The 22,278-nt window shown below is 70.0% G+C and carries 26 protein-coding genes; 15 read left to right on the forward strand and 11 right to left on the reverse strand.

Annotation, left to right across the window (positions count from 1 at the left end):
- Positions 1-133 precede the first annotated feature (133 nt).
- From ACX28W_RS18170 to ACX28W_RS18180, 3 genes are all read right to left on the reverse strand, one after another.
- Entirely contained in the window at positions 134-1,837 is a 1,704-nt protein-coding gene (locus ACX28W_RS18170) for a bifunctional 3'-5' exonuclease/DNA polymerase (RefSeq protein ID WP_459000003.1), read from the reverse strand.
- Between the two features lie 83 nt (positions 1,838-1,920).
- Positions 1,921-2,646 (reverse strand): Clp protease N-terminal domain-containing protein, encoded by a 726-nt coding sequence (locus tag ACX28W_RS18175; protein ID WP_459000004.1) that lies wholly within the window; start codon positions 2,644-2,646, stop codon positions 1,921-1,923.
- Positions 2,647-2,677: 31 nt separating this feature from the next.
- Positions 2,678-3,220, reverse strand: coding sequence for an HAD domain-containing protein (locus tag ACX28W_RS18180; RefSeq protein WP_459000005.1), 543 nt, complete (start codon positions 3,218-3,220; stop codon positions 2,678-2,680).
- Between the two features lie 94 nt (positions 3,221-3,314).
- Here ACX28W_RS18180 and ACX28W_RS18185 point away from each other — a divergent pair, with 94 nt between their 5' ends.
- Positions 3,315-4,466, forward strand: coding sequence for a DUF2786 domain-containing protein (locus ACX28W_RS18185; protein WP_459000006.1), 1,152 nt, complete (start codon positions 3,315-3,317; stop codon positions 4,464-4,466).
- A gap of 19 nt (positions 4,467-4,485) precedes the next feature.
- On the opposite strand, the gene ACX28W_RS18190 is transcribed toward ACX28W_RS18185, so the two are convergent.
- Entirely contained in the window at positions 4,486-5,031 is a 546-nt protein-coding gene (locus ACX28W_RS18190) for a DUF4232 domain-containing protein (RefSeq protein WP_459000007.1), read from the reverse strand.
- A 172-nt stretch (positions 5,032-5,203) separates the two neighbouring features.
- Here ACX28W_RS18190 and ACX28W_RS18195 point away from each other — a divergent pair, with 172 nt between their 5' ends.
- The gene (locus ACX28W_RS18195) at positions 5,204-7,480 is read left to right on the forward strand and encodes an FUSC family protein (RefSeq protein WP_459000008.1); all 2,277 of its coding nucleotides are present in this window, start codon (positions 5,204-5,206) and stop codon (positions 7,478-7,480) included.
- Between the two features lie 94 nt (positions 7,481-7,574).
- Here the strand turns inward: ACX28W_RS18195 and ACX28W_RS18200 are convergent, their stop codons facing one another.
- Both ACX28W_RS18200 and rpsN read right to left on the reverse strand, forming a co-directional pair.
- The gene (locus ACX28W_RS18200) at positions 7,575-8,129 is read right to left on the reverse strand and encodes a hypothetical protein (RefSeq protein WP_459000009.1); all 555 of its coding nucleotides are present in this window, start codon (positions 8,127-8,129) and stop codon (positions 7,575-7,577) included.
- Positions 8,130-8,310: 181 nt separating this feature from the next.
- Positions 8,311-8,691 carry a 30S ribosomal protein S14 gene (rpsN, locus tag ACX28W_RS18205; RefSeq protein WP_459000010.1) on the reverse strand — a complete coding sequence of 127 codons (381 nt, stop codon included), beginning with the start codon at positions 8,689-8,691 and terminating at the stop codon, positions 8,311-8,313.
- Between the two features lie 63 nt (positions 8,692-8,754).
- On the opposite strand from rpsN, the gene rpmG reads away from it, so the two are divergent.
- The 6 genes from rpmG to ACX28W_RS18235 all read left to right on the forward strand — a co-directional run bounded on the left by rpmG (position 8,755) and on the right by ACX28W_RS18235 (position 10,968).
- Positions 8,755-8,919: a 50S ribosomal protein L33 gene (gene rpmG / locus ACX28W_RS18210; protein WP_459000011.1), complete on the forward strand. Its 165-nt coding sequence runs from the start codon at positions 8,755-8,757 to the stop codon at positions 8,917-8,919.
- A gap of 5 nt (positions 8,920-8,924) precedes the next feature.
- Positions 8,925-9,209 carry a type B 50S ribosomal protein L31 gene (locus ACX28W_RS18215; protein WP_459000012.1) on the forward strand — a complete coding sequence of 95 codons (285 nt, stop codon included), beginning with the start codon at positions 8,925-8,927 and terminating at the stop codon, positions 9,207-9,209.
- Between the two features lie 84 nt (positions 9,210-9,293).
- Positions 9,294-9,668 carry a VOC family protein gene (locus ACX28W_RS18220; protein WP_459000013.1) on the forward strand — a complete coding sequence of 125 codons (375 nt, stop codon included), beginning with the start codon at positions 9,294-9,296 and terminating at the stop codon, positions 9,666-9,668.
- Between the two features lie 7 nt (positions 9,669-9,675).
- Positions 9,676-10,038: an ArsR/SmtB family transcription factor gene (locus ACX28W_RS18225; protein WP_459000014.1), complete on the forward strand. Its 363-nt coding sequence runs from the start codon at positions 9,676-9,678 to the stop codon at positions 10,036-10,038.
- Complete coding sequence (locus ACX28W_RS18230) at positions 10,035-10,514, forward strand: SRPBCC family protein (RefSeq protein ID WP_459000015.1); 480 nt, start codon at positions 10,035-10,037, stop codon at positions 10,512-10,514. The genes ACX28W_RS18225 and ACX28W_RS18230 overlap by 4 nt, the downstream gene beginning before the upstream one ends.
- Positions 10,515-10,707: 193 nt before the next feature.
- Positions 10,708-10,968, forward strand: a complete 261-nt coding sequence (locus ACX28W_RS18235) for a DUF397 domain-containing protein (RefSeq protein ID WP_459000016.1) — start codon at positions 10,708-10,710, stop codon at positions 10,966-10,968.
- Positions 10,969-11,069: 101 nt separating this feature from the next.
- On the opposite strand, the gene ACX28W_RS18240 is transcribed toward ACX28W_RS18235, so the two are convergent.
- Positions 11,070-11,597 carry an ATP-binding protein gene (locus tag ACX28W_RS18240; protein WP_459000017.1) on the reverse strand — a complete coding sequence of 176 codons (528 nt, stop codon included), beginning with the start codon at positions 11,595-11,597 and terminating at the stop codon, positions 11,070-11,072.
- A 338-nt stretch (positions 11,598-11,935) separates the two neighbouring features.
- On the opposite strand from ACX28W_RS18240, the gene ACX28W_RS18245 reads away from it, so the two are divergent.
- The 6 genes from ACX28W_RS18245 to ACX28W_RS18270 all read left to right on the forward strand — a co-directional run bounded on the left by ACX28W_RS18245 (position 11,936) and on the right by ACX28W_RS18270 (position 17,544).
- Positions 11,936-12,760: a helix-turn-helix domain-containing protein gene (locus ACX28W_RS18245; protein ID WP_459000065.1), complete on the forward strand. Its 825-nt coding sequence runs from the start codon at positions 11,936-11,938 to the stop codon at positions 12,758-12,760.
- A 174-nt stretch (positions 12,761-12,934) separates the two neighbouring features.
- Complete coding sequence (locus ACX28W_RS18250) at positions 12,935-14,395, forward strand: aldehyde dehydrogenase family protein (protein ID WP_459000018.1); 1,461 nt, start codon at positions 12,935-12,937, stop codon at positions 14,393-14,395.
- Positions 14,396-14,510: 115 nt separating this feature from the next.
- Positions 14,511-15,047 carry a DinB family protein gene (locus ACX28W_RS18255; protein WP_459000019.1) on the forward strand — a complete coding sequence of 179 codons (537 nt, stop codon included), beginning with the start codon at positions 14,511-14,513 and terminating at the stop codon, positions 15,045-15,047.
- 24 nt (positions 15,048-15,071) lie between these two features.
- Positions 15,072-15,713, forward strand: coding sequence for a PadR family transcriptional regulator (locus tag ACX28W_RS18260; RefSeq protein WP_459000020.1), 642 nt, complete (start codon positions 15,072-15,074; stop codon positions 15,711-15,713).
- A gap of 80 nt (positions 15,714-15,793) precedes the next feature.
- Positions 15,794-16,747, forward strand: coding sequence for an ATP-binding cassette domain-containing protein (locus ACX28W_RS18265; RefSeq protein ID WP_459000021.1), 954 nt, complete (start codon positions 15,794-15,796; stop codon positions 16,745-16,747).
- Between the two features lie 11 nt (positions 16,748-16,758).
- Entirely contained in the window at positions 16,759-17,544 is a 786-nt protein-coding gene (locus ACX28W_RS18270) for an ABC transporter permease (protein WP_459000066.1), read from the forward strand.
- Between the two features lie 6 nt (positions 17,545-17,550).
- Here the strand turns inward: ACX28W_RS18270 and ACX28W_RS18275 are convergent, their stop codons facing one another.
- The 3 genes from ACX28W_RS18275 to ACX28W_RS18285 form a co-directional block, all read right to left on the reverse strand.
- Positions 17,551-18,168, reverse strand: coding sequence for a Uma2 family endonuclease (locus ACX28W_RS18275; RefSeq protein WP_459000022.1), 618 nt, complete (start codon positions 18,166-18,168; stop codon positions 17,551-17,553).
- 114 nt (positions 18,169-18,282) lie between these two features.
- The gene (locus tag ACX28W_RS18280; RefSeq protein WP_459000023.1) at positions 18,283-19,689 is read right to left on the reverse strand and encodes a glutamate decarboxylase; all 1,407 of its coding nucleotides are present in this window, start codon (positions 19,687-19,689) and stop codon (positions 18,283-18,285) included.
- A gap of 10 nt (positions 19,690-19,699) precedes the next feature.
- Positions 19,700-20,965, reverse strand: a complete 1,266-nt coding sequence (locus ACX28W_RS18285) for an ion channel protein (protein WP_459000024.1) — start codon at positions 20,963-20,965, stop codon at positions 19,700-19,702.
- 109 nt (positions 20,966-21,074) lie between these two features.
- Here ACX28W_RS18285 and ACX28W_RS18290 point away from each other — a divergent pair, with 109 nt between their 5' ends.
- A complete protein-coding gene (locus ACX28W_RS18290; protein ID WP_459000025.1) occupies positions 21,075-21,842 on the forward strand; it encodes a MerR family transcriptional regulator in 768 nt (255 codons plus the stop codon).
- Positions 21,843-21,906: 64 nt separating this feature from the next.
- Here the strand turns inward: ACX28W_RS18290 and ACX28W_RS18295 are convergent, their stop codons facing one another.
- Positions 21,907-22,272, reverse strand: a complete 366-nt coding sequence (locus ACX28W_RS18295) for a YbjQ family protein (protein WP_459000026.1) — start codon at positions 22,270-22,272, stop codon at positions 21,907-21,909.
- Positions 22,273-22,278 lie beyond the last annotated feature (6 nt).

Raw genomic sequence — 22,278 nt, forward strand, 5'->3', positions numbered from 1 at the left:
AAGGCGGAGGAGGGCGTCGATGCGGAGCATCGGCAATCGACGACAACGCCGCAGATGGGCGTGCCAAGCCCCGCGTCTGCGGCATGATCCGCCGGACAGGCCCTAGTCACTGCGCCGGTCAGGGAGCGGTCGCTCACTTCGCGTCTGCGTAACACTCCACCACCGCCGTCGTGAACGGGAAACGGACCGGTGTCTCGCCGAACGTCAGCCGTCCCGCCAGCTCCGCGGCCTCCCGGATCACCGCCACAACCGCGTCCGCCTCCTCGGCCGGGCAGTGCACGATCACCTCGTCGTGCTGGAAGAAGACCAGCTCGGCGGCGAGGTCCGCGCAGCCGCGCCGGAGAGCGGCGAGCAGCAGGAGCGCCCAGTCGGCGGCGCTGCCCTGGACGACGAAGTTGCGCGCGAAGCGGCCACGGGCCCGGGAGTTCGTGGACGCGTACCCCGGCACCCAGCCCTGGTCGCCGAGAGCGGCCCCGGCGGCCTCGGCGGGCTCGTCCTGGGGGATGCCCGCCTCCTCCGAGGCGCCGTCGTCGTCGGCCCCGGCCGCCGGGGGACACGTACGCCCGAGCCATGTCCGTACGAGCCGCCCTTCCTCTCCGGCCCGCGCCGCGTCGTCCACGTACGCGACGGCCTTGGGGAACCGTCTGCGCAGCGCGGCCAGGTTCTTCAGGCCGTCCCCGGACGTCTGTCCGTACACCGCGCCGAGCACGGCGAGCTTGGCCTGGGCCCGGTCGCCCGCGAACGCCCGGTCCGACACCGACTGGTACAGGTCGCTCTCCCGGCCCGCGACCTCCATCAGGCCGGGGTCGCGCGAGATCGCGGCCAGCACGCGCGGCTCCATCTGGTCGGCGTCGGCCACCACGAGCCGCCAGCCGGGGTCGGCGACGACGGCGCGGCGGATGACCTTGGGGATCTGCAGCGCACCCCCGCCGTTCGTCACCCACCGCCCGGTGACCGTCCCGCCCGGCAGATACTCGGGCCTGAACCGCCCGTCCCGCACCCAGTCCTGGAGCCAGGACCAGCCGTGGGCGACCCAGATCCGATACAGCTTCTTGTACTCGATCAGCGGCTTCACGGCCGGATGGTCGATGGACTCGATCTCCCACCGCCGGGTGGACCTGACCTTGATCCCGGCCTGCGCGAACGCCTTGATGACGTCGGCGGGCAGGTCGGGTCTGACCCTTCTCCCGAAGGCCGCCGAGACCTCGTCCGTGAGTTCGGCCAGGCGTCTGGGCTCGCCGCCCGCGTACCGCTCGCCGAGCAGCTCGTGCAGGACCTCGCGGTGGACGTCCGTGCGCCATGGCAGCCCCGCGCCGTTCATCTCCGCCGCCACCAGCATCCCCGCCGACTCGGCCGTCGTCAGCAGGTGCATCCGCTCCGGGTGCGCGGTCGCTTCGTGGCGGCGCCGTTGGTCCGCGTACACCTCGAGGAGGTCGGTCAGGGGTACGTGGACCGGGCGCGGTTCGAAGAGGGAGGACTGCGAGCCGGGCTCGGCGGAGCGCTGCGGTGGATCCGTCGGTACGGGGCCGCCGCGCAGCCTCGCCAGCGCGGCGGCGGCCGACCGGGGCTCGCCGAGCCGGCCCTCGTGCCCGAGCAGCAGGGTCTCGGCGGCCTCGATGTCGTAACACCGCTCCACTCGCACCCCCGCGGCGAGCAGGAGCGGATATACGTCGGCCGTCGACCGCCAGACCCAACGGGTCACCTCGGGCCGGGAGCGCACGGCCTCCGCGAGATCCGGCTCCCTGCGGACCGGCCCGGCGGGCAGCCCGTCGGGGCCGAGGACGGCGACCTCCACGCCACCGTCCTCGGCCGGCGCGAGAGCCCAGCGCTCGGTCATGATTCCGAGTCTCGCAGGAGGGTCTGACAACAGCCCCGAACCAAGACCAGGCGTGCCGCTCTGCCCGTGGCCGGTCAGCCGGTCTACTGGCTCGCCTTCAGGATCTCTCCGATGACGTGGGCGATATGGGCCTCGGCCGCCGTCTTCTCGACGCCGAGGCCGCTGAGGACGCCCTCGCCGTTCTCGTACTCCAGGAGGGCCAGGAGGATGTGCTCGGTGCCGATGTAGTTGTGGCCGAGGCGGAGGGCCTCGCGGAAGGTGAGTTCCAGGACCTTCTTCGCGGCGGGGCCGTACGGGACGAGTTCGGGGACCTCGGCGACGGCCTGCGGGAGTGCCGCGGTCGCCGCCTCGCGGACGGCGTCCAGGGTCACGCCCTGTGCGGTGATCGCCTTGGCGGCGAGCCCCTCGGGCTCGGCGAGGAGGCCGAGGACGAGGTGCTCGGGGAGGCCCTCGGCGTTGCCCGCGGCCTTCGCCGTGTTGTGCGCGACCATGACCGTGTTCCGGGCGCGGGGCGTGTAGCGGCCGAAGCCCTGACTGGGGTCGAGGTCGGACTCGGCCTTCGGGACGAAGCGCTTCTGGGCGGCCTGCCGGGTGACCCCCATGCTCTTGCCGATGTCCGTCCAGGACGCGCCCGAACGCCGGGCCTGGTCCACGAAGTGGCCGATCAAGTGGTCGGCCACGTCGCCCAGATGGTCCGCGGCGATCACCGCGTCCTGGAGCTGGTCGAGGGTATTGGTGTGGACCTTCTTGATGGCCTCGATGAGGTCGTCGAGACGTACGGATGCCGTCCCGAGTGGGTTCGTTGTCATGTGTCAACCGTAGGTTGACGCACCGGGGGTGTCAACCTGAAGTTGACACTCCTCCGTTGCCTGTCAGCCACTCCGCGAGAGCCGCGAAGTCCGCGTCCGTGAGGCCATGGCAGGGATCGACCCGATGGAGAAGGGCCCGCCCTCGGTGATGTGTCGCCACCCAGGCCCGATCGGTATCGGTGACCTCGTCGTCCACCCAGACGAAAGAACGGCCGGCCGCCCGGTCGACGAGAGGCCGGGTCTTCCAATGGAGTCCGCCCCGCTCATCCTCGCCGGAGTCCTCCGGCCAGATCACCACAGGCAGATCCGGCAGCCCGAGCCATGGCGCGACGCACTCGTTCGCGTCGGCCATCCACGTCGTCGCCCACACCAGCTCGCACGCCAGCGCCGCCAGTCGCGGCCCGTGCGCGGGATTGACCCTGGCCAGCAACGGATTGGCGGCGGCCGCCTGCGGCCCGCGGCGCGAGTGATACGACGGATATCCCTCGGGATACTGCCGCGGCGTCGCCCCGAACGGAATGAGGGGGCCGTCGACATCCAGGAAGAGAAGCGGACGCTGCCCCGAACCGGTCACGACCGCACGATAGCCGCAATTCCCGGAATGTCCCAGGCTCGACGACGCCCCGGGAGCAGTCCGGCCCCGCCCCCGCGCGTGACACGATCGAGGCATGAGCAGCAGTACGCCCAGCACCGTGGCGCGCGCCTTCGAGGCCGCGCTCTACGCCGACACCGACACCTCCCTCGACACGGGCGCCTCGCTGCTGGCCGCCGACCCCGCGTCCGACGCCGAACTCACCCGCCGCGGCGAGGAGTTCGTCGCCGCGGCCTGGCGTCGCGGCTGGCAGCCCGCCGATGTCGTACGGATCGTGCGGCGCGAGCTGGACGACGCACACGTACGCCTGGTGTCGGCGCTGATCCTCAGCGAGAACCGGACGCCTCGGGGCCCGCGCTGGGCGACCCAGTTGGAAGAGCTCGCAGCCGCGGCCGAAGCCGGGGCGCAGCCACCCCGCCCGGACCGCTTCACGCACGCCACCACCGTCCTGGAGCTGTACCGGCTGCTGCTGCGCCTGCCGTCCATCGAGCCGCTGGAGATACCGGCGAGCACCCCAGGCACCGCAAGCTCCGCACAGGACTCCCGCATGCTCACGCGTATCCGCGCCCTGCTCGCCAAGGCCGAGGCGACCGGGTTCCCGGAGGAGGCGGAGGCGCTGAGCGCCAAGGCACAGGAGCTGATGGCGCGGCACAGCATCGACGAGGCGCTGCTCGCGGCCCGAACCCACGCGAAGGACGCGCCCGGCGCCTGCCGCATCGGTGTCGAGCCACCGTACGAGACGGCCAAGGCGGTACTGCTGGACGCGGTGGCCGGCGCGAACCGCTGCCGCGCCGTGTGGAACGAGTCCCTCGGCTTCTCGACCGTCGTCGGCTTCGAACCCGACCTGGAGGCGGTCGAACTCCTCTACACCTCTCTGCTCGTGCAGGCCACGGCCGCGATGACGAAGGCGGAGGCGGCCCAGCGGGCCGGGGGGAGGAAGCGTACGAAGACCTTCCGGCAGTCGTTCCTCGCCGCGTACGCGCATCGCATCGGTGACCGGCTGGCGACGGTCGCCGAGGGGCAGGTGGCGTCGGCGGAAGGGGCGGGGGAGAGGCAGTTGCTGCCGGTCCTGGTGGCCCGTGACGTCGCGGTCACGGACCACATGGAGCGGATGTTCCCGGACACCGTCACCACCCGGATGCGCGGGGTCAGCGACGCGGCCGGGTGGGAACAGGGCGCCGCGGCGGCCGACCGCGCACAGGTCAGGGCGCGGCCGCCGCTGCGGTGACGGACAGTCCGGTGGCCGCTCAGTCGCCGGCGGTCTGGAACGGGCTCACCGAAGCGTCCAGGTCGCCCGAGTCGCTCTTCCCCGCGAGGGGGCCGTACGACCACTTGAAGCTCTGCGTGTCGGTGGCGCCGGGCAGGCTGATCTTCAGCGTCGTCGCGTCGAGGCTCTTGCCGTCGCCCGCCTCGCCCCGTACGTAGGTGATCGTGAAGGTGGCGATGCCGTCCTTCGCCAGGGTCAGCTTCGGCGGCGTCGCGGCTTCCTGCTCGGGGACATCCGTGGTCGTGCCGCCGCCCTGCACCGCGATGCCGGGGAAGCCCTCGAGGGTGCACTCGGCACCGCGGTTGGTGAGCGTGACGGGCACGTTGCCGGTGTCCCCGGCGGCCGGGGCGGCGTTGGCGGGGCCCACCTGGATGCCGACCTGGTCGATCTGGCAGTTCGCCGAGGTCGTCGTGGCCGCCGAGTCCGGCGAGGCCTTGGACTCACCGCTGCTGTCGCCGCCGCTGTCGCAGGCGGTCAGGGTGAGAGCCGCCGCGGCGACGGCGACGGCGATCGGAAGGACGCGCATGGGGTTCCCCCTGGTTTCGTGACGGTGCTCATGGATCATCCGGATCATCTGGATCATCACGCAGGCGGGTGGGCCCGCGTCGCGCGCCCCCCGTCCCGTCGCGCCACTGAATGTCAAGAAACATGCACAGAGATACCCAAATAGAGAGATAAAACTCCCGTACGCTGGCGGAATGAGCTGGCTCCGGGCGCTGAACGCGACCGCGCGCTCGGGTCTGCGGATCGAGCGGAAGCGTCTCGAACCGCTGATCGCGGTGCGGGGTGCGGCGGGGCTCGCACTGGTGATAGGGCTGAGTCTGTGGGCGTTCGGGCCCGCGGTCGCGGCCAGTTCGGCGTTCGGGGCGTTCCAGGCGGCGATCGCCACGTTCCAGCGCAGCTGGCGCCCCCGTCCGGAGCTGGCGCTCGCCTCCGGCGCGAGCCTCGCCGTCTCGACGTTCGTCGGCTACGTGACGATCTCCCACCTTGCCCTGTTCCTGGCCCTGCTGGTGGTGTGGACGTTCCTGTCCGGGATGAGCTGGGCGGCCGGTCCCACGGCCGGCCTGATCGCCTCCTCGAACGTAGCGATCATGCTGGTGACGGTCACCCTGCCGACCTCGGTCGCCCAGGCGGCGGGCCACAGCGCGATGATGATCGTCGGCGGGCTCGTACAGGCGTCCCTGGTGGTGCTCTTTCCGGTACGCCGCTGGGGTGCCCACCGTGACGCGCTGGCCGACGCCCTGGCCGCCGAGGCCGACTACGCGCGCCGGCTGCGCCACGATCCGGTGGCGCCCTTCGACCCGCTTCCGCTCATGGAGGCGCGCGACGCGGCCGCCGTCACCCCGCGCCAGGCCCGCAGACGCCCCGCCGAACTGCACGGCCCCCGGGGCCTGGCCGAACGTATCCGCCCCGTCCTCGCCTCCCTCGCCGACCCGGCGATGGGCGTACCGTCCGACTGCCCCCAACGTGACCGGGTCAACGAACTGCTCGCCGCCGCGGCCGCCATCCTGGACGGGGCGGCCCGCGCCATCCGCCACGGGACGCCGGTGGATCTGCCGCCCGGAGCGGTCGCCGCCTTCAGGACCCCGGACACGGAGGCGATCCTGACGGGGCCGCCGTACCGGGCGGCGACGCGGCTGGGGACCCTGTTGCAGGACGTGGTGGAGACGGCGGGGGGACGGCGATACGACGTCGCCGTGGACAGCGCAGGGGCGGTCATGGGCGGCACGGGCGCGGCCGTCGGCCGTCCGGGGGAGACCGGCGCCGCCCCGTTGCTGCGGCCCACCTTCATCGGCCTGATCCCCGTCGCCCTGCGTGCCATGCGCGAAGAACTGCACCGGGACTCCCCGATCTACCGCCACGCGATCCGCGTCTCCGCCGTGGCCGCCGCCGGCTACCTGCTCGGCACCTGGCTCCCGCTCGGCCACGGCTACTGGGCGCCCCTGGCCTCGGTCATGATCATGCGCCCGGACTTCTCGCAGACGTACAGCCGCGCGGTCGCCCGCTTCTGCGGCACCCTCGTCGGGGTGGCGCTGGCCACCGGGATCGTGCAGGTCGCGCACCCGGGGACGTATCTCTCGGGCGCCCTCGCCGTGATCAGCGCGGCGCTGATGTACCTGCTGCTGCGCACCAGCCAGATGGCCGCGCAGGCCTTCATCGCCGCGTACGTCGTCTTCCTGCTCGGCATGGGCGGCGAACAGTGGACGCAGACCGTGCCGGAGCGCGTGCTGCTCACCCTGCTCGGCGGACTCCTCGCGATGCTCGCGTACGCGCTCTACCCGGCTTGGGAGACGCCCCGTCTGCGCGGCCGCCTCGCCGACTGGCTGGCCGCGCAGGGCCGCTACGCGTCAGCCGTCCTCAGCCGCTACGCGAATCCAGCCGGCGCCGGCCCCCAGCCCACCGCCGACCGCGCCACGACACCCGGACTTCGAGCCCCCGCCACCCCGAACCCCGAGGACGACGGCCGCGGGCACGCCCCCGCCGCCCCCGACCCCGTCCGCGAGGCGCTTCTCGGTTCCCGGACCGCTCGTGCGGCGTGGCACGCGGCTGTGGAGCGGGCGACGAACGAACCGGTACGCCATCGCGGCCTGTCCCGGACCGCCGCCGACGACGCGGAGGACGCCCTCGCCCGGATGGGCCGGGTCGCCATGCTCATGGAGGCCCACCTCCCGGAACGGGACGCGGCCCCCGTCCCGGCCGCCGCCCGGTTCGCCGAGGCACTGCGGAAGGCCACCGAGCAGGGCGCCAAGTCGGTGCGCGAGCGCCGGGTGCCACGCTGGGACCCCGTCCGCGAGGCCCTGGAAGCCTGGGACGGAGAGGGCCCTCGCGACGCGCTCCTGCGCCGGGGCGCGGGCATGATCCTGCAGTCCCTGGTCGAACTCTCCGAGGCCCTCGACACCGCCGTACCGCCCATGACCGTGGACGGACACACGAACGGGCCGCGGAACCCGAAGGATTCCGCGGCCCATCAGTGAACGGTCGAGCGGGAGCGAGTGCTCCAGTGCTCCAGTGCTCCAGTGATCGAGTGATCGAGTGATCGAGTGATCGAGTGATCGAGTGATCGAGCGTTCAGGAGCCCAGGCTTGCCGTCGGCAACCCCGACGGCAGCTGTCCGCCCTCGGCCTTCGTATACGACTCCTTGCCGAGGCTGCCCGACCAGGTGACCTTGAGCGTGGTGCCGTTCACGGAGTCGACCATGCCCGTGGCGCGGTCCTTGTTCCCGTCCGTGCACTTGAGGTGGATCATCTGCATGCCCGCCTCGTCGCCGGCGGTGCCGCTGCACACGGTGCCGCCCGTCGCGAAGAGCCCGGCCTGTTCACCGTTGATCACCAGCGCCACGGCCTTGCCGCCGGTCGTGGTCAGCCAACTGCCCACGAGCTCACTGTTGGCCGTGGATGTCGCGCCCGAGCCGCCGCCGGTGCCCGCGCTCCCGGTGGCGGACGAGCTGGGGCTCGTCGACTCGCCCCCAGAGCCAGAGCCAGAGCCAGAGCCGGAACCGTCGTCGGAGCCGCCGCCGCCGCTACAGCCGGTCAGCACAAGCGCGCCCGCCAGACCCGCGGCCGCGACCGTGCCCGCGATGCGCGCCCGCCGACGCGGAAGGGTCGCCGAAGTCGCCGATGTCACTGAAGCCCCCAAGGGTGGTGGTGTCGCTGGGGTCGCCGGAACGACCGCAGCAAGTTACCAGGAGGGACTCCCCCGCACCCTGAGCGAGCCATCGGGAGAACTTACGAATCTCCTGAGCGAACCACAGCGAGGCACAACCACCGACAGCGCGCCACAGCAAGCCGCAGCGAGCGACTTCCGGCTACCACGAGGACTTACGAACGCCCGGCAGGGATCCCCCATGCGCCTGTCCTCGCAGATTCACCCGGGACAGCCCGAAGGCGCGGAAGGAACCACGGGGACGCCCGTCCACACTGTCCCGGTTGCGGACGCGCGTGGCGCCGGCGTCGCGCGGCTGCCTGCACAGTTCCGCCTGGGCGGCGGACCGCTCGACCCCGATCGAGTCGACCGTCTCGATGCCCTTCGCGCTCAGCCGCAGCCGTACGCAGCGCCCCTCGCTCGGCAGCCGGTAGCGCTCGCGCTGGACGTTCGGGTCGAAGCGGCGGGACGTACGCCGGTGGGAGTGGGAGAGGGAGTTGCCGAAGCCCGGTTGAGCGCCGGTCAGCATGCAATGCGCGGACAAGGGTGACGCACCTCTCTCGGTGAAGTATTGGCAATGGGATTCATTTTCAGTAACATATCAGCCATGGCACGCAACGAACTCCGTCCCGTCATCAAGCTCCGGTCCACGGCCGGGACCGGCTTCACGTACGTCACCCGGAAGAACCGGCGCAACGACCCGGACCGGATGGCCCTGCGCAAGTTCGACCCGGTCGTCGGCCGGCACGTCGACTTCCGAGAGGAGCGCTGACCGTCATGCGAGAGGGAATCCACCCGGCGTACGGCCCGGTCGTCTTCCGGGACCGCGCCGCGAACCACGCCTTCCTCACCCGCTCGACGATGACCAGTGACAAGACCATCGAGTGGGAGGACGGCCACACCTACCCGGTGGTGGACGTCGAGATCTCGAACGTGAGCCACCCCTTCTACACGGGCACCGCGCGGGTGCTGGACACCGCGGGCCGGGTGGAGCGCTTCGAGCGGCGGTACGGCAAGCACGGCCAGATGGCGCCGCTGCCGCACTCCGGCTCCAGCCGCTGACGGAAGCCGCCGCAGGTGTGAAGCCATAGGTAGGTGTTTCCCTACGCTTGACTCGTAGGGAAACGCCTACCTATTGTCGTCTACATGAACATCACCCACGCCTCTTTCGTCACTCTCCCCGTTTCTGACCAGGACCGCGCCCTGCGCTTCTACGTGGACGTGCTCGGCTTCGAGGTCACCGCCGACCTGGAGATGCCGCCGGGGCGGTGGCTCCAGGTGGCGCCCAAGGGGGCGCAGACCGTCTTCACGCTCTCGGGTCCGGGGATGGGAGGGTTCGAGCCGGGTGAGACCCGGGGGATCATGTTGGTCACGACCGATGTCGACGCGGACTGCGCGCGGCTCGCGGCCGCGGGCGTCGCGGTGGAGGGTCCTGACGACCTTCCCTGGGGCCGCATGGCCTCGTTCCGTGACCCGGACGGCAACGGTCTGATGCTCATCACGGAGAAGGAAGGCATCTGATCGCGCCATGACTGCGACCGGAGTTGGGGCCGGGGCCGGGGCTCGCGAGGACCGGATCTTCGCCGCGCTCGCCAACGTCACACGCCGCGAGGTGCTGCGGCTGCTGCGTGAGCGGGGGCCGCAGTCCGTCCAGGCGCTGGCCGACCACTTCGACATGCGGCGGCCCAGTCTCTCCGAACACCTCAAGGTGCTCCGGGAGGCCGGCCTTGTCACCGAGCGGCGCGAGGGGCGCCGGCGCATCTACACACTCGAAGCGGCCCCGCTCGCCGACGTGCAGGACTGGCTCCACCCGTACGAGCGGTTCTGGCGCGACCGGCTCAAGGGTCTGGGCGATCTCCTGGACGGCATGCCCGACGATGACGAGCCATGAGCACCACGCGATCCCCGGAGCCTCCGGCTGAGGACGACCTCACCACCATCCGCGTCGACCAGTTCCTCCCGCACCCTCCCGCCAAGGTCTGGCGCGCCCTCACCGAGCCCGAACTGCTCGCCCGATGGCAGATGCCGGGGTCGGAGAACTTCCGGCTCGACGTCGGACACACGTACACGCTGACCTCCGTGCCGCGCCCCAACACCCGCTTCTCCGGCACGGTTGAGGTGCGGATTCTCGCCTACGAGCCGGAGCGGATGCTGCGCGTCCGGTGGGCCGACGCCGATCCGGCGAATCCTGCGGACTGGACCATTACCTGGACGTTGAAACTCGAAGGGCGCGGTACGCGTCTGTTCCTAGTACATGAGGGATTCGACCCGGACGACCCTGCACAGATGATGGCGCGGAAGATCATGGACGGGGGCTGGAGATCGCATGTCCTGCGATCTCTGGGGCAGACGCTGGACCGGTTGTAGCGCGACGAGCACCAGTCGGTAGTCAAGCGGACAACACGCCGTAGTCAAGCGGCGGCAAAAGCTGTAACCGCAGGAGCACCCTCCGTGCACGTGCATCTGCCCATGCATCTGCACATGAACAGAGCTATGATCCGGGACAGTTGACCACTGCATCAATGGCCACATCAGCCACTGCACGACCGGGGAGCGACCTGTGGACCACGACGTGTACGACGTGGATGACGTGTACAACGGCATGGCTGCGACGGAGCTGACCGGGGTGGCCTGGCAGAAGAGCAGGCACAGCAACTCCCAGGGCTCCTGCGTGGAGTTCGCGAGGCTGCCCGGCGGCGACGTGGCGGTGCGCAACTCGCGGTTCCCCGAGGGGCCCGCGCTCGTCTACACCCGCGCCGAGATCGAGGCGATGCTCCTGGGCATCAAGGACGGCGAGTTCGATCACCTGATCGCCGGCTGACTCGAGTAGATGCCGGCGCCTGAGTGAGCAACCGAGAGCAACCGCTTTCTAGCGGTCCGTAACGCGCGTAGAACCGCGGCGCCAAAAGGCGCCGCGGTTCACTATTCGGTCGAAACGGCGGGAGCGGCCGTCGTGGCCGGCTGCGGAAGCCGGAACAGTGCCCATACGACCTTGCCGCTGAGCGTGCCCGCGAGCGGGTGCCAACCCCAGCTGTCGGCGAACGAGTCGACCAGGAACAGGCCGCGGCCCGACTCCGCCGAGAAGTCGTCCGAGTCGCCCGCGACCGGGCTGTCGTGACTGGGGTCGCGCACCGCGCACACCAGACGTGAGGTCCACCGCATCAAGTGCAGCCGCACGGGCGGGCCTTGGTCGTCCCGGCGAGGCGTGTCCGAGGGCAGTGCGTGCCGCAGCGCGTTGGTCACGAGCTCGGAGACCACCAGGCAGACGTCGTCGAAGCGGTCGCCGATGTCCCACTGGTCCAGCGTTCTGCGGGTGAACTGCCGTGCTTCGCGCACCGCTTCGTAGCGTGCGGGCAGGGCGCAGGAAGCGGCGTTGGACACGGCCGCGGGATCGAGTGGCGGAAGTCCCTGCCGTAAGGGTTCGAGCATGGTCGATCCATTCGTCCCCATGCGAGGCACTCCCGGGTGTTCGCGGTCGTTGCGATGCAGCGGTGGCGCGAGGACCATGGTTCCGAATGCGTACGGCAGATGCAAGGGCAGATGCACGTGCACGCGCCCGAATTGGACCTTCCTCTACCGCTTCTTGCTCATTTCTTCTGTCACGTTCTTCCCTCTTATTGACACAGTGTTGATCTTTTCCTGTGTGGCCCCTTTGGAAGCTTTCTGTTTCTGTAATCGAACGAGTACTGCTTGGAGTGTTTTAGTGGCAGACTTCGGCGTCTGAAGAACGGTTGGGGAGGCGGACGAACGTGAGCGCTGGTGAGTCGAGCGGCTCGGTGGTGCGGCGCATGCTGCTGGGATCTCATCTCCGGCGCCTGCGGGAGGCGCGTGGCATCACCAGGGAAGCGGCCGGCTACTCGATCCGTGCCTCCGAATCGAAGATCAGCCGCATGGAGTTGGGACGGGTGAGCTTCAAGACACGTGACGTCGAGGACCTGCTGACGCTGTACGGCATCAACGACGAGGCCGAGCGCACCTCCCTGGTGTCCCTCGCCAAGGAGGCGAACGTCGCGGGCTGGTGGCACAGTTACTCGGACGTCCTGCCCAGCTGGTTCCCGACCTATGTCGGCCTCGAGGGCGCGGCCCACCTGATCCGCAGTTATGAAGTCCAGTTCGTGCACGGCCTGTTGCAGACCGAGGCGTACGCGCACGCGGTCGTCACGCGCGGGATGAAGGGCGCGAGCGCGGCCGACATCGACCGCCGGGTGGCGCTGCGACTGGAGCGGCAGAAGTACCTGGTCTCCGAGAAGGCCCCCGAGTTCCACATCGTCCTCGACGAGGCCGCGCTGCGCCGCCCGTACGGCGACCGCGAGGTGATGCGTGGACAGCTGCAGCATCTGATCGAGGTGTCGGAGCGGCCCAACGTACGACTCCAGGTCATGCCGTTCAGCTTCGGCGGCCACTCGGGCGAGAGCGGCTCCTTCACCATCCTGAGCTTCCCCGAGTCCGATCTGTCGGACGTCGTCTATCTGGAGCAGCTCACCAGCGCGCTCTACCTGGACAAACGCGAGGACGTCACGCAGTACGAGAGTGCGCTGAAGCAGCTGCAGCAGGACAGCCCCGGCCCGTCCGAGAGCCGCGATCTGCTCAGGGGACTGCTCCAGCTGTCCTGACGTCCGCCAGGTGCTCCCCCGGTGTTCTCCTGTGAGTCTTCACGGACTCTCCTGAGACGTTCTCCAACTCCCTTTGAACACAAGTACGATGACGTCTGATCAGACGTTGATCGGATGTGTCTGCTGACTCAGACTCGGATGTCTGCCTCGGCAGCAAGGGGATTGAGGGAGCACATGTCGTCCTACTTCACCGACCTGGCCCAGCAGTACATCGACGGTGCCTGGCGCCCGGGCACCGGCTCCTGGGACATCATCGACTTCAACCCGTACGACGGCGAGAAGCTGGCGTCGATCACCATAGCCACGGTGGACGAGGTCGATGAGGCCTACCGCGCCGCCGAGCGCGCCCAGAAGGCATGGGCCGTGACCAACCCGTACGCGCGCCGCGCGGTGTTCGAGAAGGTCCTGCGGATCATCGAGGACCGTGAGGCCGAGATCGCCGAGGCGATCATCGCCGAGCTCGGCGGCACACACCTCAAGGCCGGCTTCGAACTGCACCTCGCCAAGGAGTTCCTGCGCGAGTCGATCCAGCTGGCACTGCGCCCCGAGGGCAAGATCCTCCCTTCGCCGATCGACGGCAAGGAGAACCGCGTCTACCGCGTCCCGGTGGGCGTCGTCGGCGTCATCAGCCCCTTCAACTTCCCCTTCCTGCTCTCCCTGAAGTCGGTCGCCCCGGCGCTGGCGCTCGGCAACGGCGTGGTGCTCAAGCCGCACCAGAACACCCCGATCGTCGGCGGCTCCCTGATCGCCAAGATCTTCGAGGACGCGGGCCTGCCCGGCGGTCTGCTCAACGTCGTCATCACCGACATCGCCGAGATCGGCGACGCCTTCATCGAGCACCCCATCCCGAAGGTCATCTCCTTCACCGGCTCCGACAAGGTCGGCCGCCACGTCGCCACCGTCTGCGCCTCGCACTTCAAGAGCTCGGTCCTCGAACTCGGCGGCAACAGCGCCCTGGTGGTCCTGGACGACGCGGACATCGACTACGCGGTCGACGCGGCGGTCTTCAGCCGGTACGTCCACCAGGGCCAGGTCTGCATGGCCGCCAACCGCGTGCTGGTGGACCGCTCGATCGCGGATGTGTTCACCGAGAAGTTCGTCGCCAAGGTCAAGACCCTGAAGGTCGGCGACCCGAGCGACCCCCAGACGATCATCGGCCCGGTCATCAACTCCTCGCAGGCGGAGGCGCTCACGGGCGTCGTCGACCAGGCGATCGCCGAGGGGGCCACCGCCCTCCTGCGCGGTGGTGCCACCGACAACCTCGTCGAGCCGAGCGTCCTGACGGACCTGCCCGCCGGCTCCGCCATCCTCCAGCAGGAGATCTTCGGCCCCGTCGCGCTCCTTGTCACCTTCGATGGCGAGGAGGAGGCCGTACGCCTCGTCAACGACACTCCGTACGGGCTCAGCGGCGCCGTGCACACGGCCGACGTCGAGCGCGGTGTCGCCTTCGCCAAGCAGGTCGACACCGGCATGTTTCACGTCAACGACGGCACCGTCCACGACGAGCCGCTGGTCGCCTTCGGTGGCGAGAAGCACTCGGGCATCGGCCGCCTGAACGGCGAGGCGACGATCGAGGCGTTCACCAGCCAGAAGTGGATCTCGGTACAGCACGGGCGCAGCTTCTTCCCGTTCTGAGGATTCTCCGCCTCGACCGGGCCCTTGCGGACAGAAGCTGACCGCAAGGGTCCGTAACTTCGTCGGTGTCGGGCAGCAGGTGCCGGGCAGGAAGACCGATGAAAGGCGGACCATCATGGTCACTCACGTTCCCGCAGAGGCGCACGGCGACGAGCGCGGGGCCCTCCTGGCCTTCGTCGAGGCCCAGCGTGGCGGCCTGCGGCGGGCGGTGCTCGGGCTGAGCGACGAGGAGGCGGCGCGCACGCCCAGCGCCAGTGAGCTGTCGTTGTCCGGGCTCCTCAAGCACGTCGCCGAGTGCGAGCTGAACTGGCTGCGGCTGGCCCAGCAGAAGCCCAACGAGCGGGCGCGCACCGAGAAGGACTGGGCCGATGCGTTCCGGCTCACCGAGGACGAGTCCGTGGCGGGGATCCTCGCCTTCTGGGACGGCGTGACGCACGAGACCGAGGAGTTCATCCGCTCCGTCGGCTCGCTCGACGACGCCTTTCCGCTGCCCGAGGCGCCCTGGTTCCCTAAGGGGGACGTCTCCATGCGCTGGCTGCTGCTCCACCTCATCGAGGAGATCGCCCGGCACGCCGGCCACGCCGACATCGTCCGCGAGTCCCTCGACGGCGCGACCGCCTTCGAGCTGGTGGCCCGGGCACAGGCGGGCTGAGACCGGGGCAATAACCTGGACCCCATGTCAGCGATCCGTCTCCTCGTGCTCGGCGCGGTCCGCCAGCACGGGCGGGCCCACGGCTACCAGGTGCGCAACGACCTCGAGTACTGGGGCGCGCACGAGTGGTCCAACGCCAAGCCCGGCTCGATCTACCACGCGCTCAAGCAGATGGCTAAGCAGGGACTGCTGCACGCCCATGAGATCGCGCCGTCCACGGCGGGCGGCCCGCCGCGCACGGAGTACGAGATCACGGACCAGGGCACCGAGGAGTTCCTGGCACTCCTGCGCGAGTCTCTGACGTCGTACGACCAGAAGATGGACGTCCAGTCGGCGGGCATCGGCTTCATCGTCGACCTTCCGAGGGGCGAGGCGGTGGCCCTTCTGAAGGAGCGGATCCGGAAGATCGAGGAGTGGCGGTCCGCCGTCACCGAGCACTACGTGCCCGAGGACGGCCCCGAACAACTCGGCCACATCGGCGAGATCATGAACCTCTGGGTCCACACGGCCGATTCCGACGCCGAGTGGACCCGCGGTCTGATCGGGCGGATCGAGCGCGGGGCCTACACCTTCGCGGGCGAGGGCGAACCGTTCGTCGGCGTCCTGGCGGAGGGCGACGAGAACCCGTACGCGACGGGGATGTCGCACCCCGGGGATCGCGACTAATCAAGTTTGACGAGCACCTCCGTATGGGTTACTTTCTCTGAGTAGTCAAGTTTGATTAATAGGCTCATGAGGGGAGTCGGATGACCGACGCGATCGCCGCCGAGGGCGTACGGAAGCGGTACGGGGACAAGGCGGCCGTGGACGGGCTGGATCTGGCGGTGCGGCGCGGCACCGTCCACGGTCTGCTCGGTCCGAACGGCGCCGGCAAGACCACCATGGTGCGCGTGCTGACCACCCTGCTGCGGCCCGACGAGGGCCGGGTGCGGGTCGCCGGGCACGACGTGGTGCGCGAGGCCCGCCGGGTGCGGCACCGCATCGGCCTGCTCGGCCAGCACGCCGCGCTCGACGAGGAACTCGGCGGACGGCAGAACCTGGAGATGTTCGGACGACTCCACCACTTGGGCGCACGGCACGCGCGTGTGCGGGCCGACGAGCTCCTGGAGCGCTTCGGCCTCGCGGACACCGGCCGCAAGGCCGTCAAACGCTACAGCGGCGGTATGCGCCGCCGCCTCGACCTCGCCGCGTCCCTCATCACCGAGCCGGAGGTGCTGTTCCTGGACGAGCCGACGACCGGGCTCGACCCGCGCGGCCGGGCCGAGGTCTGGGCGGCCGTCCGCTCCCTGGTCGGCGGCGGCACCACGGTCCTGCTCACCACGCAGTACCTGGAGGAGGCGGACCAGCTCGCCGACCGCATCTCGGTCGTCGACCGGGGCCAGGTCGTCGCGGACGGCACGGCCGACGAGCTGAAGGCCCGTACGGGAGGCGACCGCATCGACATCGTCCTGCGCGACGCCGGTCAACTGGGCGCCGCGGTCGCCCTGTTGCCCTTCGACACGTCGCGGGCCTCCGTCGACACGGACCGCCGGCTCCTCAGCGTCCCGGTCGCCGACCGCATGACGGCGCTCGCCGGAGCCGTACGCGCCTTGGAGGAGGCCGGGATCGAGGCCGAGGACGTCGCCCTGCGGCGGCCGACGCTGGACGAGGTGTTCCTGCACCTGACCGGACGTGAGGAACGCACGAAGGAGGCCGTGTGAGTACGTACGAGATGAGTACTTCCGAGACGATCCGCCCGGGGACGTACGTCCTCACCGACTGCTGGACCATGACCCGCCGCGAACTCGCCCACTGGGCCCGGCAGCCCGTCCAGGTGCTCGTCGGCCTGGTCTTCCCGGTGATGCTGCTGCTGATGTTCGGCTATCTGGTCGGCGGCGGCCGGGACGTCGAGGGCGACTACGTGGACTTCCTGGTGCCCGGCATGCTCGCGCTGACCATGGCCTTCGGCCTGGAGAGCACGATGCTCGCCGTCACCCAGGACCTCAACAAGGGTGTCATCGACCGCTTCCGCTCGATGCCGATGGCCAACGGCGCGGTCCTGGTCGGCCGTTCCGCCGCCGACATGCTGCAATCGACGCTGGGCCTGGCCGTGCTGATCGGCGTCGGATACGCCATCGGCTGGCGCGTCCACGCCACACCCGGGGCCTTCCTGGGGGCCGTCGGCCTGCTCCTCCTCTTCCGCTTCGCCATGCTGTGGATCGGCATCCAGCTGGCGATGGTGGCCGGCAAGCCCGAGCTGGTGCAGGCCGTCCAGATCCTGGTCTGGCCGGTCGGCTTCCTGTCCAACGCCTTCGCGACCCCGGACTCCATGCCGGGCTGGCTGGGCACGGCGGTCGAGTGGAACCCGATGTCCCAGACGGCGACGGCGGTACGGGACCTGTTCGGCGGCCCGGGCGGGGAGCCGGGGCATGTGTGGGCGGCGGTCGTGTGGCCTTTGGCGCTGCTTGCGGTGTTCTTCCCACTGGCGGTACGGCGGTTCGGGCGGCTGAGCGCGTAGTCGGGGCTACACCTCGATCAGGCTGGGCAGGTCGATGTCAACCGGGAAGGGAACCACGGTGGTGAGCTTTCCGGTGTGGACGGGCCGGTCCGGTCGGGGGACCATGACTCCACTGTCTGTCTCGATCCAGAGCTGGTGCACGACCGGAATGTCGTTCTCGCCGCGCTCGACCCGCCAGTAGTTGGCGATTCCGGCCTCGGCGTAGATGGCGGGCTTGTGGAAGCGGTCCATGCCGCGCGAGCCGGGGGACACCACTTCAATGGCGAGGGCCACACACGCGACCGGGGTGCAGTCCAGGGTGCGGATGTCGATCCCGGTCGTGTCGTACACGAGGACGTCCGGCTTGGGGACGTTGCTGTTATCGAGCTGGGTCCAGCGCTCGACTTCGACGCCGTACGGCGGGCGCTGGGCGCTCCTCAGCCGGAAGTACAGTTCGTTCCGGACCCGGTCGTGCCACCAGCTCGTAACCCCACGTACCACGATCTTCCCATCCACGAGTTCCCAGTCGAACGGGACGTCCAGCTCCTTGACCTGGTCCCATGTCCAGCCCTCCTCGGGCGGGTACATCCAGTTCTCGGAAGTGGCCTGCATCGCCTGCTCGCCGGTGTGTGCCTCTGCGGCCATGACTGCTCCCATGGAGGAGATCGTGAGTGGTGGTGCTCTCACTTGTTCCCGGTACGACGGTAGCGTCACTCGCCCGAGTGAGGGGGCAACGTTCCTGCGGCCGGGTCGGACAGCTCAGTGGTGGAAGCTGGTTGCCGCATCCTTGTCGTGGGTCAGTGGATGCGGCTGTCGGCGCAGGTGGGGCAGCAGCCGGCTCAGGTCCTCCACGAAGAGCTCGGCGAGATCCACCGAGAACCCGTTGCGGCACACCACCCGCAGTACGGACAGGTCCTCCCGGTTGGCCGGGAAGGTGTACGCGGGCACCAGCCAGCCGCTCTCTCGCAGGCGCCGGGACAAGTCGAAGACGTCGTACGCGCTCACGTCGGGCGCCGTGGTGAAGGCGAAGACGGGCAACTGATCGCCCCGGGTCAGGAGCCGGAAGTCGCCCAGCTCCTCGATCCGGTCGGCGAGCGAACGGGCCACGTCCCGGGTCGTCCGCTGCACGGCCCGGTAGCCTTCGCGGCCCAGCCGCAGGAAGGAGTAGTACTGCGCGACGACCTGTGCGCCGGGCCGGGAGAAGTTGAGGGCGAAGGTCGGCATGTCGCCGCCCAAGTAGTTGACCCGGAAGACGAGTTCCTCCGGCAGCTCGGCAGGCGACCGCCACAGCGCCCAGCCGACACCCGGGTAGACGAGCCCGTACTTGTGTCCCGAGGTGTTGATCGACGACACCCTCGGCAGCCGGAAGTCCCAGACCAGGTCCTCGTCGAGGAAGGGCGCGATCATCGCGCCGGACGCGCCGTCGACATGCACGGGGATGTCCAGGCCCGTGCGTTCCTGGAGCTGGTCGAGGGCCGCGCACAGCTCGGCGATCGGCTCGTACGACCCGTCGAAGGTGGAGCCGAGGACGCCGACGACCCCGATGGTGTTCTCGTCGCACAGCTCGGCCGCCGCCTGTGGGTCGAGGTGGAACCGGTCGCCCTCCATGGGCACTTGGCGCGCCTCGACCTCCCAGAACGTGCAGAACTTGTCCCAGCAGACCTGGACGTTCACCCCCATGACGAGATTGGGGCGGGCTCCGGGGTAGCGGTCGGCGTTCCGCTGCGCCCAGCGCCGCTTCAGGGCCATCCCGGCGAGCATGCACGCCTCGCTCGACCCCGTCGTCGAACAGCCCACGACGGCCGCCGGATCGGGCGCGTTCCACAGATCCGCGAGCATCGCCACGCAGCGCCGCTCCAGCTCCGCGGTGCGCGGGTACTCGTCCTTGTCGATCATGTTCTTGTCCCGGCACTCCGCCATCAGCAACCCGGCCTCCGGCTCCATCCAGGTGGTGACGAAGGTGGCGAGGTTGAGGCGCGCGTTCCCGTCCAGCATGAGTTCGTCGTGGACGAGCTGGTACGCGGTCGTGGGCGGCAGCGGCCCGTCCGGGAGCCGGTGCTTGGGCGGGGCCTCGGTCATACCGCCGACCGGATTCGCCTCCCCGATGAAGGGGTTGACGGACATCGGGCGCTCGTCGGGCTTGTCGTGGCCTTGGTGGAGCGGCATCTCAACTCTCCTAGCGGATAGGGGTTCCGTCGTCGTGGAGCTGCATCTGGGGTTTGCCGGTCACCAGCAGCCAGGCCGGCACCGCGGCCAGCACCAGCAGCGGCAGCACGGCCGGGTCGGCCCCCAGCGCGGACGCCGTGAACAGGCTGATCCAGCCCTGCCGGCTGACGGCCATGAGGACACCGAGGACGCCGCACACCACGGCGAGTGTGGGGTTCACCTCGGGTACCAGCGCGTGCGCGCACAGCCCCAGAGCCACCCCGACGAAGACGGAGGGAAAGATCCGGCCGCCCCGGAAGCCGCACGAGACGGCGACCACGAGCGCGGCCAGTTTGACGACGAACATCAGCGCGAACTGGCCCGCCGACCAGCCGTCCGGGTCCGCGGCCAGTGTCTTCACCTCTTCCAGGCCCTTGAAGAGCGTCAGAGGCCCACCCAGGGCGCCCAGCAGGCCGAGGACGAGCCCGCCCAGGGGAATCGCGACCATGGGGTGCCCGAGCCGCGAGAAGGCGCTGTGGACGTGCGGGAGGGCGTACACCGCGGCCAGCCCCACCACCGCGCCGACCGAGGCGATCACCAGCGCGCCCACCAGATCGCCCCAGTGCGGGCCCGTGTACGCGGGCAGCGAGAGGTTGAAGCTCGGGTGCTCGAGCAGCGTCATGGTCAGCGCGCCCGTGCCGCCCGCGAGCAGCGGGGGCAGCAGCCGGTCCCAGAGGGCCCCGGGGCCCGGCTGCTCGGCCAGTACCTCGGAGAAGATCAGGGCGGCGGCCACCGGCGTCCCGAACAGCGCGCCGATCGTGCCCGCGGCCGCCAGCGTCGTCCACAGCGCCGCGGAGGAGCCCGGTAATGCCCGGGAGCCAACCCAGTACGCGAGGGCGATGTTGGTGGCCGTGATCGGGTTCTCGGGGCCCAGGCTCACCCCGCCCGCCAGGGCCAGGACGGTGACGAGGAGCAGCCCGGGCAGCACGCGGGTCGCCAGGGGCGGGTCGACCAGGCCCGTGGTCGCCGGGTCCGCACCGGCGTGCCCAGGCACCTTCCACACCGCCAGGCCCACCGCGATGCCGGTCGCGGTGAGCATCACCATCATCCAGAACACGGAGTAGCGGCCCACGCCCAGCGCGTCCGGAAGGATCTCCCACAGGACGTCCTTGAGCTGCTCGGCCAGCAGGGTGACCCCCAGCAGGACCAGGGCCGCTGCCGCGCCGACCAGCATGGCGGGCACGAGTAACGGCAACAGGCGCCGGAGAGGGGTCACGGTGGGCGCTCGGGTGCTCACGGCCACACCCTAAGCGGGCATACGCCGCATAACACCCCGAGAATCTACGGCTTGCACCTCACGTTGCGAGAGGGTTCATGGTGGGACGCGTACCGAGGAAGGAGCGGAAGTGAGCTACTCAGTGGGCCAGGTCGCCGGTTTCGCCGGGGTCACGGTGCGCACCCTGCATCACTACGACGAGATCGGGCTGCTCGTACCCAGCGAGCGCAGCCGAGCGGGGCACCGGCGCTACAGCGACGCCGACCTCGACCGGCTGCAGCAGATCCTGTTCTACCGGGAGCTCGGCTTCCCGCTCGACGAGGTCGCCGCCCTGCTCGACGACCCGGAGGCGGACCCGCGCGCGCATCTGCGCCGCCAGCACGAGCTGCTGACCGCCCGGATCGAGAAGCTGCAGAAGATGGCGGCGGCCGTGGAGCACGCCATGGAGGCACGCACGATGGGCATCAACCTCACGCCCGAGGAGAAGTTCGAGGTCTTCGGGGGCAAGGATCCGGAGGCGCACGCCGAGGAGGCCGAGCAGCGCTGGGGCGGCACGGAGGCGTACGCCGAGTCGCAACGCCGAGCCGCCGGCTACACCAAGGCCGACTGGCAGCGCATGCAGGACGAGGTCTCCTCCTGGAGCGAGCGTTACGACGCTCTCATGGAAGCCGGTGAGCAGCCGACCGGCGAGCGCGCCATGGACATGGCCGAGGAACACCGGCAGCACGTCACCAACTGGTTCTACGACTGCTCGTACGAGATCCACCAAGGCCTCGGCGAGATGTACGTGTCCGACGAGCGGTTCAAGGAGTTCTACGACTCCATGCGCCCCGGGCTCGCCGAGCATCTGAGGGACGCGATCACGGCGAACGCCGAGCGGCACGCCCACGGTGCCTGACGGGCCGCCAGGAGCCTGGCGGTAAGGGGCAGCCACCATTGCGGGCGCCCCTTACCGCCCTGCATTACTCCTTCACCAGGACCACCGCGGTCCCGTACGCGCACACCTCCGTGCCCACGTCCGCCGCCTCCGTCACATCGAAGCGGAACATCAGCACGCCGTTGGCACCCCGGGCGCGTGCCTGCGCGACGAGCCGCTCCATGGCCTGGTTGCGGGTCTCCACGAGCGTCTTGGTGAGCCCCTTGAGCTCACCGCCGATCATCGACTTCAGACCGGCTCCGATCTGGCTGCCGAGGTGCCGGGACCGGACGGTGAGGCCGAAGACCTCGCCGATGACCTGTGCGACGCGGTAGCCGGGTACGTCGTTCGTCGTGACGACCAGGACGTCCGACTGGGGGCCCTGACCGCCGCCGTAATCTTCGATGCCCATGGCTCA

This window comes from Streptomyces sp. SD15 (assembly GCF_054462255.1).

Coding starts and splice junctions, on each gene's coding strand:
- ACX28W_RS18245 (WP_459000065.1), top strand. CDS start 11,936: ATGCTGCTGGGATCTCATCTCCGGCGCCTGCGGGAGGCGCGTGGCATC.
- ACX28W_RS18220 (WP_459000013.1), top strand. CDS start 9,294: ATGAACATCACCCACGCCTCTTTCGTCACTCTCCCCGTTTCTGACCAG.
- ACX28W_RS18270 (WP_459000066.1), top strand. CDS start 16,759: ATGAGTACTTCCGAGACGATCCGCCCGGGGACGTACGTCCTCACCGAC.
- ACX28W_RS18195 (WP_459000008.1), top strand. CDS start 5,204: ATGAGCTGGCTCCGGGCGCTGAACGCGACCGCGCGCTCGGGTCTGCGG.
- ACX28W_RS18175 (WP_459000004.1), bottom strand. CDS start 2,646: ATGACAACGAACCCACTCGGGACGGCATCCGTACGTCTCGACGACCTC.
- ACX28W_RS18170 (WP_459000003.1), bottom strand. CDS start 1,837: ATGACCGAGCGCTGGGCTCTCGCGCCGGCCGAGGACGGTGGCGTGGAG.
- rpmG (WP_459000011.1), top strand. CDS start 8,755: ATGGCACGCAACGAACTCCGTCCCGTCATCAAGCTCCGGTCCACGGCC.
- ACX28W_RS18215 (WP_459000012.1), top strand. CDS start 8,925: ATGCGAGAGGGAATCCACCCGGCGTACGGCCCGGTCGTCTTCCGGGAC.
- ACX28W_RS18265 (WP_459000021.1), top strand. CDS start 15,794: ATGACCGACGCGATCGCCGCCGAGGGCGTACGGAAGCGGTACGGGGAC.
- ACX28W_RS18280 (WP_459000023.1), bottom strand. CDS start 19,689: ATGCCGCTCCACCAAGGCCACGACAAGCCCGACGAGCGCCCGATGTCC.
- ACX28W_RS18230 (WP_459000015.1), top strand. CDS start 10,035: ATGAGCACCACGCGATCCCCGGAGCCTCCGGCTGAGGACGACCTCACC.
- ACX28W_RS18225 (WP_459000014.1), top strand. CDS start 9,676: ATGACTGCGACCGGAGTTGGGGCCGGGGCCGGGGCTCGCGAGGACCGG.
- ACX28W_RS18240 (WP_459000017.1), bottom strand. CDS start 11,597: ATGGGGACGAATGGATCGACCATGCTCGAACCCTTACGGCAGGGACTT.
- ACX28W_RS18250 (WP_459000018.1), top strand. CDS start 12,935: ATGTCGTCCTACTTCACCGACCTGGCCCAGCAGTACATCGACGGTGCC.
- ACX28W_RS18260 (WP_459000020.1), top strand. CDS start 15,072: ATGTCAGCGATCCGTCTCCTCGTGCTCGGCGCGGTCCGCCAGCACGGG.
- ACX28W_RS18190 (WP_459000007.1), bottom strand. CDS start 5,031: ATGCGCGTCCTTCCGATCGCCGTCGCCGTCGCCGCGGCGGCTCTCACC.
- ACX28W_RS18275 (WP_459000022.1), bottom strand. CDS start 18,168: ATGGCCGCAGAGGCACACACCGGCGAGCAGGCGATGCAGGCCACTTCC.
- ACX28W_RS18255 (WP_459000019.1), top strand. CDS start 14,511: ATGGTCACTCACGTTCCCGCAGAGGCGCACGGCGACGAGCGCGGGGCC.
- ACX28W_RS18295 (WP_459000026.1), bottom strand. CDS start 22,272: ATGGGCATCGAAGATTACGGCGGCGGTCAGGGCCCCCAGTCGGACGTC.
- ACX28W_RS18185 (WP_459000006.1), top strand. CDS start 3,315: ATGAGCAGCAGTACGCCCAGCACCGTGGCGCGCGCCTTCGAGGCCGCG.